At 43.0% G+C, this 14690-nt stretch carries 16 protein-coding genes; 8 read left to right on the plus strand and 8 right to left on the minus strand.

What is annotated here, in order from left to right; genetic code table 11:
• Positions 1-40: 40 nt before the first annotated feature.
• Positions 41-1150 carry a histidinol-phosphate transaminase gene (gene hisC, locus AC0YN6_RS11345; RefSeq protein ID WP_475746943.1) on the plus strand — a complete coding sequence of 370 codons (1110 nt, stop codon included), beginning with the start codon at positions 41-43 and terminating at the stop codon, positions 1148-1150.
• Between the two features lie 116 nt (positions 1151-1266).
• On the opposite strand, the gene AC0YN6_RS11350 is transcribed toward hisC, so the two are convergent.
• Complete coding sequence (locus AC0YN6_RS11350; protein ID WP_475746945.1) at positions 1267-1998, minus strand: CAP domain-containing protein; 732 nt, start codon at positions 1996-1998, stop codon at positions 1267-1269.
• Positions 1999-2276: 278 nt separating this feature from the next.
• Between AC0YN6_RS11350 and AC0YN6_RS11355 the strand changes: the two genes are divergently transcribed.
• Positions 2277-2477, plus strand: coding sequence for a cold-shock protein (locus AC0YN6_RS11355; protein ID WP_053377054.1), 201 nt, complete (start codon positions 2277-2279; stop codon positions 2475-2477).
• A 124-nt stretch (positions 2478-2601) separates the two neighbouring features.
• Here the strand turns inward: AC0YN6_RS11355 and fabV are convergent, their stop codons facing one another.
• Both fabV and AC0YN6_RS11365 read right to left on the minus strand, forming a co-directional pair.
• Positions 2602-3792: an enoyl-ACP reductase FabV gene (gene fabV, locus AC0YN6_RS11360; protein ID WP_475746948.1), complete on the minus strand. Its 1191-nt coding sequence runs from the start codon at positions 3790-3792 to the stop codon at positions 2602-2604.
• A 204-nt stretch (positions 3793-3996) separates the two neighbouring features.
• Complete coding sequence (locus tag AC0YN6_RS11365; RefSeq protein WP_475746950.1) at positions 3997-4206, minus strand: small, acid-soluble spore protein, alpha/beta type; 210 nt, start codon at positions 4204-4206, stop codon at positions 3997-3999.
• Between the two features lie 132 nt (positions 4207-4338).
• Between AC0YN6_RS11365 and AC0YN6_RS11370 the strand changes: the two genes are divergently transcribed.
• Positions 4339-4980 carry an ATP-dependent DNA ligase gene (locus AC0YN6_RS11370; protein ID WP_475746952.1) on the plus strand — a complete coding sequence of 214 codons (642 nt, stop codon included), beginning with the start codon at positions 4339-4341 and terminating at the stop codon, positions 4978-4980.
• Between the two features lie 89 nt (positions 4981-5069).
• Here the strand turns inward: AC0YN6_RS11370 and AC0YN6_RS11375 are convergent, their stop codons facing one another.
• Together AC0YN6_RS11375 and AC0YN6_RS11380 are read right to left on the minus strand one after the other, a co-directional pair.
• Positions 5070-5555 (minus strand): C40 family peptidase, encoded by a 486-nt coding sequence (locus AC0YN6_RS11375; protein ID WP_475746954.1) that lies wholly within the window; start codon positions 5553-5555, stop codon positions 5070-5072.
• A gap of 165 nt (positions 5556-5720) precedes the next feature.
• Positions 5721-6701, minus strand: a complete 981-nt coding sequence (locus tag AC0YN6_RS11380) for an aldo/keto reductase (protein WP_475746956.1) — start codon at positions 6699-6701, stop codon at positions 5721-5723.
• Positions 6702-6933: 232 nt separating this feature from the next.
• Here AC0YN6_RS11380 and AC0YN6_RS11385 point away from each other — a divergent pair, with 232 nt between their 5' ends.
• The 3 genes from AC0YN6_RS11385 (at position 6934) to AC0YN6_RS11395 (ending at position 9710) form a co-directional block, all read left to right on the plus strand.
• Positions 6934-7713 carry an alpha/beta hydrolase gene (locus AC0YN6_RS11385; RefSeq protein WP_475746958.1) on the plus strand — a complete coding sequence of 260 codons (780 nt, stop codon included), beginning with the start codon at positions 6934-6936 and terminating at the stop codon, positions 7711-7713.
• Between the two features lie 217 nt (positions 7714-7930).
• A complete protein-coding gene (locus AC0YN6_RS11390) occupies positions 7931-9424 on the plus strand; it encodes an alpha-N-arabinofuranosidase (RefSeq protein WP_475746960.1) in 1494 nt (497 codons plus the stop codon).
• Positions 9425-9437: 13 nt separating this feature from the next.
• On the plus strand, positions 9438-9710 hold the full coding sequence (locus AC0YN6_RS11395; protein WP_475746962.1) for a DUF6171 family protein: 273 nt from the start codon (positions 9438-9440) through the stop codon (positions 9708-9710).
• Positions 9711-9797: 87 nt separating this feature from the next.
• Here AC0YN6_RS11395 and AC0YN6_RS11400 read toward each other — a convergent pair whose 3' ends face one another.
• Positions 9798-10469, minus strand: coding sequence for a cupin domain-containing protein (locus tag AC0YN6_RS11400; protein WP_475746964.1), 672 nt, complete (start codon positions 10467-10469; stop codon positions 9798-9800).
• A 139-nt stretch (positions 10470-10608) separates the two neighbouring features.
• The gene (gene melA, locus AC0YN6_RS11405; protein WP_475746965.1) at positions 10609-11907 is read right to left on the minus strand and encodes an alpha-galactosidase; all 1299 of its coding nucleotides are present in this window, start codon (positions 11905-11907) and stop codon (positions 10609-10611) included.
• A gap of 148 nt (positions 11908-12055) precedes the next feature.
• Here melA and AC0YN6_RS11410 point away from each other — a divergent pair, with 148 nt between their 5' ends.
• Both AC0YN6_RS11410 and AC0YN6_RS11415 read left to right on the plus strand, forming a co-directional pair.
• Positions 12056-12958: an AraC family transcriptional regulator gene (locus AC0YN6_RS11410; protein WP_475746967.1), complete on the plus strand. Its 903-nt coding sequence runs from the start codon at positions 12056-12058 to the stop codon at positions 12956-12958.
• 110 nt (positions 12959-13068) lie between these two features.
• On the plus strand, positions 13069-13671 hold the full coding sequence (locus tag AC0YN6_RS11415) for a hypothetical protein (RefSeq protein ID WP_475746968.1): 603 nt from the start codon (positions 13069-13071) through the stop codon (positions 13669-13671).
• Positions 13672-13834: 163 nt separating this feature from the next.
• Here the strand turns inward: AC0YN6_RS11415 and AC0YN6_RS11420 are convergent, their stop codons facing one another.
• Entirely contained in the window at positions 13835-14617 is a 783-nt protein-coding gene (locus AC0YN6_RS11420; protein ID WP_475746969.1) for a phytanoyl-CoA dioxygenase family protein, read from the minus strand.
• Positions 14618-14690 lie beyond the last annotated feature (73 nt).

Genomic DNA, 14690 nt, shown 5'->3' on the forward strand with positions numbered 1-14690 from the left:
TTAAAGGTTTTTGATTATACAAACAAGGGTGATTTCATTTATGAATGAGAAAATTGAAGTTCAAGCACGGAAGGCTTTGGAAGTAATGAAGCCCTACTCGCCGGGTAAACCAATCTGGGAAGTGCAAAGCGAATTTGGTTTGCAGCGAGTAATCAAGCTGGCGTCGAATGAAAACCCATTGGGACCATCACCGAAGGCGCTGGCGGCTATTCAGGAGACATTGACTGACCTCCATCGATATCCAGATGCCCAATCTCAAATTCTGAAAAAAACGATAGCAGGACATTTTGATCTTCGTGCCGAGCAAGTGATCGTTACTAACGGTGGAGATGAGCTCATTACGTTAGTCGCCGAAGCTTTTTTGGATGAGAATGATGAGATTATTGTACCTGGTCCAACCTTCAGTGAATATGAATTTGGAGCGCAGCTGATGGGTGCTAAAGTCGTCGTTGTGCCGCTGAAGACGGCATTCCAATATGATCCGGAGGCTATTGTTGCAGCAGTGACTGAACGTACCAAAATTTTGTATTTATGCTCACCGAATAATCCAACCGGCACGTATTTATCCCGAAAAGACTTAAAGAACATTCTTGATTCGATTCCTAAGCGCGTTCTCGTTATGCTCGATACCGCGTACAGTCACTACGTATCGGAAGATTCTTATTCGGATGGTATGGAATTAGTAAGAGCAGGTTATCCGCTGTTAGTGTTAAGAACATTCTCGAAAATATATGGGCTTGCAGGCATACGGGTTGGATTCGGCGCAGCGCCAGAAGAAATTATTAAAAGCATTTATCAAGTGAAGGAGCCTTTTAACGTAAATGCACTGGCTCAGGCAGCAGCCGCAGCGGCAATCGGTGATTTGGATCATGTAACAAGTTCACAATCGCTTGTCGCTAAAGAGCGTGAGCGTCTATATGCTTCATTTCGGCAGTTAGGAATCAATTACACAGAGAGTATGACCAACTTCGTACTCGCGGAGTTTGGTCCAGAATCGGAATCAATCTACATGCAATTGATGGCCAAAGGAATCATAGTACGACATGGTAAAACGTGGGGTCTGCCATTTCATTTGCGAATCTCGATAGGCATGCCAGAAGAAAATGACATGTTTATTACCGCTTTGAGTGAGATTCTCGTGTCTGCTTAGTTAAAAGAATCATGCGGTCATTATAAAAAGAGCAGCCAACGGGAAAATTCTTTGTTGGACTGCTCTTTTCTGATTACATTTGGACTGTAAAACTTCAAATTAGTAAATCGAAATCGTTATCCAGTAAATTCTTGAACCCATGCGCCCTGATAATAACCAATTCCAATTTTAGTGAAATTGCTTTTCATAATATTAGCGCGGTGTCCGGGGCTGTTCATCCAGTCCTTCATTACTCGCTCAGGAGTAGGCTGGCCTTTAGCAATGTTTTCACCAGCGTAATTGTAGGTGATGTTGTATTTTTTCATCATATCGAAGGGAGAACCATAGGTTGGTGAATTGTGATCAAAGTAGTTGTTGTTAATCATGTCCTGTGCTTTGACCAAAGCCATTTTGGATAAAGGCGCATCCATGCTCAGAGCCTGCAATCCGGATTTTGCACGTTCAGCATTGACGATTTGCAGCACCTGCTGGTCAAATTGACCGGAGGAAGTTGGAGCTTTCTCAGCTGGAGTCTCAGTTGGTTTCTGAGTCGGATTCTGAGTTGGTTTTTGAGCAGGGTTTTGAATAGGATATTGTGTCGGATACGGATACTGAGTAACCTGTCCAATTCCGTTTTCGCCAAACAACCAATCTGGAAGGTTATACTGTGAGCCCTTCATTGAAACGGTAGGATTCTTCAATGACTGTGTTGAGATTGAAGAAGCCTGGGTTGTGTGTGGAGTTGAAGTGATAATAGGTGTTTTAGTTGACGTGTAACCAAGTGCTGAGTGCTTGTTGGTATTCATCCTTGGATTGGCAGAACAGCCTACAGCTAAAATAAGTAAAGCTAAAACGAATAATTTCTTCATCCACATACCCCTTAATGTTAGAATGGTGTGCTTGCTACCCGATTTATAATTACCTGACCGAGCTGTTGTTATCCCGGTTAATAAAGGTATTAGATCTTTTTTAGAAGAGGACTTGCTTATTACAAATGCCTATGGTATATTATCAATACAAACAACAAATTTAACCTTGAATTCACTCGTTGAAAAGGTTGTCATTTGTATGATGATATCTTTTTCAATGTGTGATTTTTAGTTTTTCTGGAAAAAACATGTTAATATACTTTTGGAGGTAATCAATTATGGAACAAGGTACAGTAAAATGGTTTAACGCAGAGAAAGGCTTCGGCTTTATCGAGGTAGAAGGCGGAAATGACGTATTCGTACATTTCTCCGCAATTCAAGGCGAAGGCTTCAAATCCCTTGACGAAGGTCAACGCGTTGAGTTCAACGTAACTCAAGGCAACCGTGGACCACAAGCAGAAAACGTTGTAAAACTGTAGTATTAAATCAAAACCCCTTAACCTTGGTTAAGGGGTTTTTTTTATTGGATTAGCATGCATAGCATACAAAAAAACCAATTCGAGTGAAGTATCGCTCGAATTGGTTTTTATTTTTGTGAAGGTCTTAACGAAGATTTGGAATGTTTACTTCTGGATTAACGTCCGCTTCATAATCAATGCCGTCGGTTTCGAAGCCGAACAGCTGGAAAAATTCGCGACGGTAGCCTTCAAGATCTGAAAGGTCATAGACGTTTTCTGTGGAAAGCTTAGCCCAAACGTCAGCAACCTCTGCCTGAATTTCAGGTCTCATCTCCCAATCGTCAACGCGGATAAGGCCTCTCTCATCTACAAGCGTGTCACCATTGGCATAAAGACGCTCAGAGAACAGGCGGTACATTTGCTCAATGCAGCCCTCGTGAATGCCTTTTTCTTTCATTACTTTATAAAGAGCAGAGATATAAAGTGGAACGACAGGAATAGCGGAGCTTGATTGCGTTACCAGTGCTTTATTGACGGATACGAAAGCGCGGCCGCCAGTTGTGCTTAGCTGCTCATTTAGGCGGTGAGCTGTAGCTTCCAGATCGTTTTTGGCAGCGCCGATCGTACCTTCACGGTATACCGCGTGTGTAATTTCAGGTCCGATATACGAATAAGCAACAGTCGTTGCGCCTTCAGCTAGCGCACCTGCTTGTCCAAGCTCGTCAATCCACATTTGCCAGTCCTCGCCGCCCATGACCGCGATCGTCTGACGCAGCTCGTCTTCTGTTGCAGGTTCGATCGTAGCTTGCGTTACATCGCCGTTATGAAAGTTAACGGTTTTGTTGGAATAGGTGCCGCCCAGCGGCTTGATAACAGAAGCGAAAGTTTCACCTGTTTTTGGATGCGTGCGACGCGGAGAAGCGACACTGTAAACTACAAGATCAATTTGTCCAAGTTCAGTACGAATGAGATCGATTGTTTTCGCTTTAATTTCATCTGAGAAAGCATCTCCGACGATGCTGTAGGATTTACGTCCAGCAGCAGCGGCTGCTGCTTCGAATGCAGCGGAATTGTACCAGCCAGCGGATGCTGTACGAGCGCCTTCAGCTGCTTTGTCAAAGTAAACACCAATAGTATTAGCGCCTGCAGCGAAAGAAGAAACGATTCGAGATGCAAGACCATAGCCTGTTGAAGCGCCAATGACCAATACATTACGAGGGCCCTCGATGTTTGGCTGTGCGTTTACATAATCGATCTGGCGTTGTACTTGTTGTGCGCAGCCATCTGGATGTGCTGTCGTACAAATAAAACCACGTGTTTTCGGTTGAATAATCATATTAGAATATTCCTTTCCATAATGGAATTTGTTTGTAAGTGTTATGTAACAGGACAACTCTATCTTATTTTACCGATTTTTGATGCAGAAGGGAAGTTCTCGATTCGTGTCTAAAGCATTTATTTACTCAAAATCGTATTTTTGTACAAACAAATAAGCGCCAAGAGAGCATAACTGCTGTCTTGGCGCTTATTTATGTAGACATTAACGACGGCCTGTGAGCTGCTGTTCAGCAATTTGAACAAGCCGGCGTGTAATTGATCCGCCGATGGAGCCCATATCGCGAGTAGTCATATTACCGTAGTAACCGTCTTGCGGAAGTTGAATACCAAGCTCCTGAGCTACTTCATATTTAAGCTGCTCCAGCGCTGCGCGTGCTTGGGGTACAAGAAGTTGATTCGTACGATTTGCCATGTTTTCTCATCCTCCTTCTTGACCCTATTATGTGAATATGAGGGAAATATTATTCGTTGGATCGACCTAAATTTACCGCCGATTTTTAGAGTGAATTCATGCTAAAATGGATACTCGGAAGGGGGCGTCGTAATGTTTGTGAAACCAATGCTTTTGTTGGAACATGAGGAAGCTTTTGATGATGAAAACTTTATTTTCGAACCCCTAATAGACGGACAACGGCTGCAGCTATCCTTTATGAGAAGCAAGGCGACATTATATACTCGTCATTTTAATGAAGTGACTCGGCAATATCCTGAACTACATAATGTCCCTTTGAGGGAGCCAGCGGATGTGCTGTTAGACGGAGAGGTCACTTATGTAAATCCAATTACGGGAGCGATGGAATTCGAATCGTTGCAGGAGCGTTACAGGTTGAAGAAGGGACCGAGCATTCTTGAAGCAAAAAGAACGAAGCCAGTTCAATTTTTTGTGTTTGATATTCTTTATTATAATGGTCTTGATTTGAGGCAGAGACCGCTGCTTGAGCGTAAGAAGCTGCTGGAATATATTTTGGAGGATAACGCTTATTTCAAAAAGATGCTGTATGTGGAGAGAGCGGGCTCGGCCATATTCGATCTTGTAAAAAGATCAGATCTTGAAGGAGTAGCCTGCAAGCGAAAGGATAGCACTTACTCCGAAGGCCGCAAGGATAGTTGGCTTAAGGTTAAGAATGGTAATTATCGATCGCTGCCGTCCGATACTGCTGGAAGTATGTCCTGCAAAGCGAATTGAAGCTTCATAGCTTGATTACGATAAATAATAAAAAAAGCTGCTATCGCAAGGGGCGATAGCAGCTTTATCTGTAGAACGTATTAGGTAATTTATTTGGTAACGCGTCTTGCCGTAACATAACTCTTGGACCAATAGTTGGACTTCATGTCTGATACGGTTACGCCTGTACTTGTAGCGCTGTGAATAATTTTGTTACTGCCTGCGTAAATAGCGACATGGCTAATTGATTTGCCATTTGTTTTGAAGAAAACAAGATCGCCCATGCTAAGTGAACCTTTCGGAACTTTCTCACCAACCGTAGCCTGAGCTACAGAGGTACGCGGAAGAGAAACGTCAAGTCCTTTGAACAAAAATTGTGTAAATGAAGAGCAATCAAAAGCGTATGTAGCGCCAGCTGGTGCGCCAAATTTATATGGTGTACCGATGTATTGTTTGCCTGCAGATATAAGGCCAATAGTCTCGGGTGTTGCTGCATGCGCTTTTGGCGCGAAATTTCCGATAGTGAATGCCGACATGACGATAGCGCTGCAAATGCCTGCTTTGGCAATCGATTTCAATAAGTTTAATTTTCTCATGCTGTCAGGTTGTCCCTCCGCGTTTCGTTTTATGTATTATGACTATAACACATCCGAAAGAGGGCTATTTTCGCTCATGAGAACTAAATGATAGGTACAATAAGGATTATGAGCGATTATGAGAATTAAATGAAAAAATATTAATAATCGGTTCGCATTAACGAATTAAGGCATATTTACTCCTCTCGCACTGACTAGAAGAGTGTACCATTGCTCCCTTGTCATGAGATTTGCTTGTTTTACCGCATCTTTGCAAGCAATAATTCGCTTAGGATTCACGGTGCCGATAACTGGTTGGATACGAGCGGGATGCTTCATTAACCAAGCAAGCACGATCGACTCTGGTGTTGTTTCATTCTCGTTGGCCAATTGCTTAACGAGTGCGGCTGTTTTTAGTTCTGCTTCAGATGCGGTTTCCGACACCCTCCCTGAATATTTCCCCTGCGCCAACGGTCCCCATGCTTGAATTTGTATATTTTCCATTTGCATAAATTCCATAAGACCTTCAGCAAAGTTATCTTTTAAGCCTGCTTTTTGGTTGACATGTACGCCTTGATCAATAAAGTCATGACGAAGGAGGCTTAGCTCTAGCTGGTTAACGACGATTGGATCAGGCAGCGTACGTTGGAGGAACCGAATTTGTCCAGGACTCATATTAGAAACACCAAAGTTGCGAACCTTGCCTGATAGCTTGAGCTTAGTAAAAGCTTCTGCAATTTCATCAGGCTCCATGAGCGGATCGGGACGATGAAGCAGCAAAATGTCCAAGTATTCTGTGCCTAGTCTTTCTAAAATGCCATCTACTGACGATAAAATATGTTCTTGCGAAAAGTTGAAACGACCTGGCAAAATGCCATCAGAGAGTTGAATGCCAACTTTGGATTGGATGACGAGCTGCTCACGAAGCTTAGTCTGCTGCTTTAGCACCTGTCCAAATACAGATTCAGCTTTGCCCCTTGCATAAATGTCCGCATGATCATACATCGTGATACCAATTGACAGAGCAGCCTCAACTGCTGCCTCCGCCTGTTGGATATGTTCTGCTGTAATCGGGTCAGCAAGATCCCAGCTGCCGCCAAGGCCCATACAGCCAAGTACTAACCGACTATCTGATACTCCGCGACGCTCTAAAGGCATTATTTTCATATGAAATCAACCTCCGTAAAATGGTTTCAATCTGAGATGAATACTATTATACCTTGCGAATGATTTTCATATAAGCACTGAAAAAAAGTTCACTAACTAACCTTAAGATGTTTATGGGATTGGAAAGAGGCTATTTATTGCTTTATTTGCAAGCGCTTTTAATTGATGCTACATTACTAGTGGCTAGTTAAAGCGATAAGAAATCATTTCTACTAAAAGGGAGGAATATAGATTGGCACTCATTACTTGCAACTTTTTCTCTGAAGCATTAGGTCTCAGCACGTCGATGACTGTTATTTTACCGCAGCAGACTACCTCGCAAATCGGTATGAATAATAGCAGCAGTCAGAAGCTGCATAAAACGTTATATTTACTGCATGGTTTGTCCGATGACGATACAATCTGGATGCGCAGAACATCTATCGAACGTTATGTAGCAGAACTAGGTCTAGCAGTTGTAATGCCGAATGTGCATCAAAGCTTCTATACGGATATGGAATATGGCAATAAATATTGGACATTTCTATCGGAAGAGCTTCCGGCAATAGCCCGTTCCTTCTTTCCTTTATCCGGTGCTCGCGAGGATAATTATGTTGCAGGCTTATCGATGGGCGGATATGGCGCGTTCAAATGGGCGCTAAGACATCCTGATCGTTTTGCAGCTGCTGGTAGCTTGTCTGGTGCGCTAAATATGGCTGAACTAGTGAAGCGGGATGATCTTCAACAGAAGCAGCTTTTCTACCGTATATATGGAGATAAAGAAATAAAAGGTTCGGATAATGATTTGCTGCATCTTGTTGCTGAGCAGGCACAGCTGGATTCAGTTAAACCGTTGCTCTTTCAGTGCTGCGGAACTGAGGATTTTCTATATCAAGACAATCTTGCTTTTCGTGATGCTTGCGAGAAAGCTGGTTATCCTTTGACTTATGTCGAAGGTCCAGGCGATCATGAATGGAGCTACTGGGATACGCACATTCAGCAGTTTCTGAATATGCTGCCGAGCAATAAGTGATAATTTGATTTTTATGTAGAGTAAGGATAGAAGCTGCTAAGCCGAGAGGCTGGCGGCTTTTTTTTGATTAATTACTCATTTAAGGATTGCAAAATGAATGCGCTGCCATTATTATTTGATTAGGATTAATATTATTGTTTGTGGATTAATAATTACATAAATCCAAGTGTATTTCGAAATCATTCAACACTAATATAAAGAAGTGAGGTCGATTAAAGTGGCAAACCGCATAACTATTAACGCTGATCTGACGGCAGGTACGATTAACCGCAACATTTATGGACATTTCTCTGAGCATTTGGGTCGTTGCATTTATGAAGGGATCTGGGTGGGAGAGGATTCTTCAATTCCGAACACGAACGGCATTCGTAACGATGTTGTCGCAGCGCTTAAGCAGTTGAAAATTCCTGTTCTTCGTTGGCCTGGCGGCTGTTTCGCAGATGAATACCACTGGAAAGATGGCATCGGACCACGTGAATCTCGCAAGCGGATGATCAACACACACTGGGGCGGCGTTGTTGAGAACAATCATTTTGGGACGCATGAGTTTTTGATGCTTTGTGAAATGCTGGAGTGTGAGCCGTATATCTCAGGCAATGTGGGCAGCGGCACCGTTCAGGAAATGTCAGAATGGGTGGAATACATGACCTTTGACGGCGTATCGCCGATGGCGGAATTACGTCAAACGAACGGCAGAGAAAAGCCGTGGAATGTGAAATATTTTGGCATTGGCAACGAGAACTGGGGCTGCGGCGGGAACATGCGTCCTGAATATTATGCTGATCTTTATCGTAGATATCAGACCTATGTAAGGAACTACGGCGAGAACAAAATCCACAAAATCGCTTGCGGACCTAATGTTGATGATTACCGCTGGATGGAAGTGCTGATGCGGGAAGCGCATTGGATGATGGATTCGATTTCTTTGCACTACTACACGATTCCGGGTGAATCATGGCATGCAAAAGGTACAGCAACGGGCTTCTCTGAGGATGAATGGTATTCGACGCTCAAGAAAAGTCTTTGGATGGACGAGTTGATTAAACGTCATTCTACCATTATGGATCGTTATGATCCGAACAAGCGCATCGGTCTTATCGTAGATGAATGGGGCACTTGGTTCGATGTTGAGCCGGGAACCAACCCAGGATTCCTTTATCAACAGAACACGATTCGTGATGCGCTTGTAGCAGGCGTTACGCTAAATATATTCCATGATCATTGTGATCGTGTTCAAATGGCTAACATCGCGCAAGTGATCAATGTGCTGCAATCGGTTATTTTGACCGAGGGTGAGAAGATGGTGCTTACTCCAACCTATCATATATTTGATATGTATAAGGTGCATCAGGATGCAACGCTGCTGACTACATCGATTGAAAGTCAGGAATACTTGCATAAAGACCAGAAGATCCCACAGATTTCCGTGTCAGCATCAAAGGATGAGAATGGCCGCATACATGTAAGCTTGTGTAATCTAGACAATCAATCCGGTGCGGACGTAGAAATTGATCTTCGAGGCTTGGCAGGAGCGGGTCTCCAGGTTTCTGGTTCGGAGCTTACTGCAGAGATTAAAGATGCTCACAATACTTTTGATCAGCCAGAAGCTGTAGTACCTACCGCTTATCAAGCTTTCACTGTGGACGGAACGAAAATCAGCGCGAAGCTTTCACCCATGTCTGTCACCGTGCTTGAGTTGATTTCGGAATAGGCAACGATTATTGATGAGCAGTAAAAGTCAGTGTAAAGGTTGCCACGATGAATATAAAGTGACAGACGAACAAATCGATCGTATATTGGCGGCGCCGATGTTTCAATCCGAAATCAGTGTGCCTGACGATGTATACGAACAACGTTTGCAGGAATGCAGGGGTTGTCCAAAGTTTCAATATGGCACAACATGTGTCGTGTGCGGGTGCTTCGTACGTATTGCCGCCAAATATAAAGATCGTGCTTGCCCTAATCCAGGGGATAGTCGCTGGACGAAGTATGCTTGAAACGTGTTTAGTGTTAAACAATAAAGAGGGTATCAAGAGCGAATGAACGGCCCTTGCACCCTCTTATTTTTGTCCTTGTTCTTCAACTTAATAATATGGATGCTGATAATACTGCTGCCCGTACCCATTATGGGAGTAGCCTTGATTCGTCTGATTAGCCGATTGCTGCTGGATAGGAGCTTGATTCGGCTTTTGCATATTATCTTTTTTACCTTGGCTTGGATTATAGCTGCAATTTCTTGGAGGACCTAAGATGACAGTATCAGTTAAAGGAGCTAAAGTGCTTTCCAGCTTAGCTTCATCCAAGCAGTAGGTGTACGCAAGTATGTTTGTTGGAGTTAAACGTAATATATCTGAGCCGAAGATGACCTCGGGAGTTGGCGCGTCAAAGATAGCAAGCAGATGCGTGTTATCGACGGTTGCCATTTCATAATGCCACCAGCCCTGCGGAATGTTAACGACTTGACCTGGTTGCAAGAGATAATGAAGAAATTCGTTAGTAAAAGGATTCATAAGGGCAATTTCGGCAGCACCCGAGATACCAAAGACAAGCTCAGCTGCATTCTGATGGTAATGTGGCTCAACGACGTTCCCTTTGCTGAGATAGATGTCTAGCAGTGATGTATTCGTTAACGTATTCAATTGCTTGACGGATAACAAGTTAATGAAGTTATTAGGATCTTTTTTGAAAAAAGAATTATTATTCATATCGTAGGCAAATTGTGCATTTGGAGATGTATAGTCCATATATGAAGTCATGCGAAAATCCTGCCCCTTTTCCATAAGGTAGTTGTATGTTACTGGGTTAGAATATGTGTTTGCCTATATGAATGTGATTGATATTTAAAAACACGGCTGGCAAACGCATCTAAACGATGCATTTGCCAGCCGTGTTGGTTTATTTATAGCTTGGAAGCCAATCGCCATGTGCTTCGATGAGTTCATCACAAAGCGATACAATGTCATCCATTGAAAGCTCAGCGGATGTATGCGGATCGAGCATGGCAGCGTGATAGATATGATCGCGTTTCCCTGTAATAGCTGCTTCGATTGTCAGTAGTTGTGTGTTAATGTTTGTGCGGTTTAAAGCTGCAAGCTGTGGCGGAAGGTCACCGACATACGTTGGTGTAACGCCATTCGCATCAACCAAACAAGGTACTTCAACGCAAGCTTCCTTAGGCAGGTTTGTAATAAGTCCTGTGTTCATGACGTTTCCGCCAATTTTGAATGGATTATTTGTTTCAACGGCTTCAAGAATATAAGAAGCGTATTCATGGCTGCGGCAGTGCTCAAGGTTTTTATCGTTAATAAGCGATTCGCGCATCGATTTCCAGCCTTCGATCTGACTGACACAGCGGCGTGGATACTCATCGAGCGGAATGTTGAAACGTTCGATCAGCTCTGGGTAGTTGCGCTTGATGAAGTATGGATGGTATTCCGCATTGTGCTCAGATGATTCTGTTATATAGTAGCCGAATTTCAGCATCATCTCGTAGCGAACCATATCATTATGTTTTTCTAGCTGCTTCTCTGCGGCACGGCGTTTGATTTCTGGATAGAGGTCAACACCATCTTTGCTTGCTTCAAGCAGCCAAGCCATATGGTTAATGCCTGCGATTTTGTATTTAACGCCTGTTTGGTCCATACCCAAATGATCAAATAGATGCGGTAAGCAAACTTGTACACTGTGGCATAAGCCTACTGTTTTGACGCCGCCGTAAGTATTCATCACGTTGGTTAATACGGCCATCGGATTCGTGTAGTTTAGGAACAAGGCGTCAGGACAAACCTCGTTAATGTCTCTAGCGAAATCAAGCATAACCGGAATCGTACGAAGATTTCGGAAGAGGCCGCCAATACCAACGGTATCCGCGATCGTTTGGCGTAAACCGTATTTTTTTGGAATTTCGAAATCAGTGATCGTACATGGGTCATAGCCGCCTACTTGAATAGCGTTTACGATATATTTGGCTCCGCGAAGAGCTTCTTTTCGGTCAGTATAGGCTTTAATCTGACAGGTGCTTTCACTTGTTTTTTTAATGTTAAGCAGCATTTGCTCAGAATCAAGTAGACGCTCCGCATCAATATCAAATAATGCGATTTCAAAGCCTTGAAGAGCAGGCGTCTGCATGACATCGCCAAGAATATTTTTGGCAAAAACGGAGCTTCCGGCACCGATAAATGTAATTTTGGACATTAAGTAATAGCCTCCTATTCGGTAATTTCTGACTCCTTTAGTATAAGGATGAAGTAGAGATCTGAATATGGAAGGAACGAAGTATTATATGGAGAAATGTTGCATCATTTAGTATGCTTAGAAGAATGAGCTTGTTGGAGGTGTGAACGTGGTAACACATCATCGTTTTTCTATGAGTATTAATACAGCCCCGCTTAAAGGAGAAATGTCGGTATTGTTCAGCGGAAACGGTGAGCCGGTAGCGGGTCATTTTATAGGGCCGGCAGTTCATGATTATTATTTGATACACATCGTGTTAGATGGCGAGGGTGTTTTCGAAACGCTCGGAAAGTCTTACTCTTGTAAAGCGGGCGATGCATTCGTTATTTTTCCTGACATTCTGGTCAAATACGAAGCGAGTATGACGAACCCTTGGAAATATACATGGGTCGGCTTCTCTGGAGATATCGTGGAGAGCTCTCTCAGCTCCATTGGCATTTCGCCAGACTTTGCTGTCATTCGTGATTGTTCGTTTCCTGCACTTCCACGGATGTTCAGGAAATTAAGAAAAAGTATGGAGAAAACGAATGCTCCAGCTCTCGGAAATATGGAGGCATCGGGCTGGCTAAGACTAATTTTGCACGAGCTTGGTAGAATGCAGCAAACGAGAATAGCCGAAGATATTGCTCCTAAGTCACATTCCTATCGACAAATTGATCAAGCTATTCGCCTAATATCATTACAGTACGGGCAGCAGCTCTCTATTGAAGGAATCGCTCGTACATTAGGTTACCATCGCGCACATTTAACGAGACTGTTCAAGGATGCGACGGGCTTGCCGCCTATGCAATACTTGTTCAAGGTGCGAATGAAGAAAGCAGAGGAGTTGCTAGAGGGCGAGCTCACTATAGCCCAGATTGCGACCTCTGTCGGCTATAATGACCCTCTCTTTTTTACGAAGCAATTTCATAAATGGAGCGGTCAGTCGCCTACCGAGTTTCGGAGGCATAAATATGGAGGATTTGGCGAAGCCAACCTTACGAGTGGGAAGCAGTTGAACAGAATCCTTTAGAATATCGATTTTTACTAGAGTCATTACCGATATATGATCCTAACGATGTTTTTGCTTCTTTAAAAGAAACGACACTTTCGTATTTTTACTCTACATTAGGGAAGCAGAGAGTGTTTACGGAATGGGTTAACTTAGTGCATCAGCGTCAGGATTGGGCTAGAGAAAACCTGTTAAGTGGAAACATGTTTTCAGCAAATGTGTTTGGCGGAGCTGCTTATATTGATGCCGCTTTTATGTATCTATACTTCAAACGAGGCTCATTATCTACTGGCGAATTAATACCTTTTCTTGAAAATGTCAGTTTGAGTTTTGTTGAATTTAGAACAATATGCTGCTGGCTTGATCATACAAAAGATGATGTATCTTTCATTATAAGAACAGTTGAACAGTATAGAGAGCACCTCAGAAGTGTAACTTCTGAACACTGGAGCAGCTTTGATTTATCACCGATACAGGATATTCTAATGAGCAATAAAGCTAAGCGATTAATCCGAGTCAGTCAGTTTACTAACCTCAAATGGCAATTTTCCGGTGAAGCATTTGGACTTTTTTTATGTTCGTCTCAAGGATTGGCTCTGGAGGAGTATTTGAAGTCTCTACCAGATCAACTGCGAAATGATTTGCGGTCACTAGGGTTTGTGGCTTTAAGCGTAAACGAAGTAGAGCGATTGATCGAGTTAAGTGAAGAACTTGTAAGTCTTGTGCAGGGATAGCCCCCTTCTTTTCAAAACAAATATGGTTCCCAGATTCACTGGGCAGTCGAATGTTCTTCCGATCGCTGTTGTTCGCGGATTACTGGAATGAATGGGCCGAAGAAGGAATCCGCGAACAAAGAAAATATCATGTTCATTTATTCTTTAGAAAGCGCTTTACATACTAAGCAAGTTTAGGGAACAGCCCGCCTTGAATTTGGTCCCCAGCAGTGAGTCCCAATCCTTCTGTACAAGTGTGTCCTTTTCCGTTGAATATCGTGCCATCCGGCATGAAAATAATCGCAAGCGCACGCCGCGGTTTATCTGTTTGGTTTGCACTCGCGTAGTGGAACGTCAAACCGTCATGGAAAGTACAGCTTCCGGCTTTCATCCGCACAACCACAGCTGTGTTTCGATCTACATCCTGTGCTCCTTCATCGTCAAAAATATCACTAGGCGTAACTAAGTCGATACTTTTTAAGTTTTTAATTTTTTGAGATTTTGGAACAAACATCATACAGCCATTATTTTCATCTACATCATCCAGTGCGATCCAGATCGAGAAAGCGCCTGAATCCTGCATAGGCCAGTAAGGCCAGTCCTGATGCCATGGTGTAGGTTTGGAGTCATTTGGCATTTTCAAGAGGGCATGATCGTGAAATAAACGGATACCATCAAAGCCGGTTAGCTGTTTGCCCATATCTGCAAAACGGTTGCTTAGTACAAACCGTGCCATTCCGCCATGATCTCTCCATGTGTTTACCCGCTGATTTAATACTTTAAAGTAGGCTCCTCCCTCGCGATCCGTCTGAATGGAATGTCCGGATGAATCGGTCATGGTTTCTTGAAGATACGTTCTTAGTTCTTGAAGCTCATCTTCTGAAAGCACATTATCCACTTGAACGAACCCATTCTCTCTATAAAAATTGATTTGCTTTTCAGTTAAAACCCTCTTATCATTCAACATATAAATTCTCCCATCTATTATTAATTTATTATCTCTACTTTAAGACAGGAAACAGTCCGAATTCTTGGATGAT

Source organism: Paenibacillus sp. J22P15 (genome assembly GCF_056269345.1).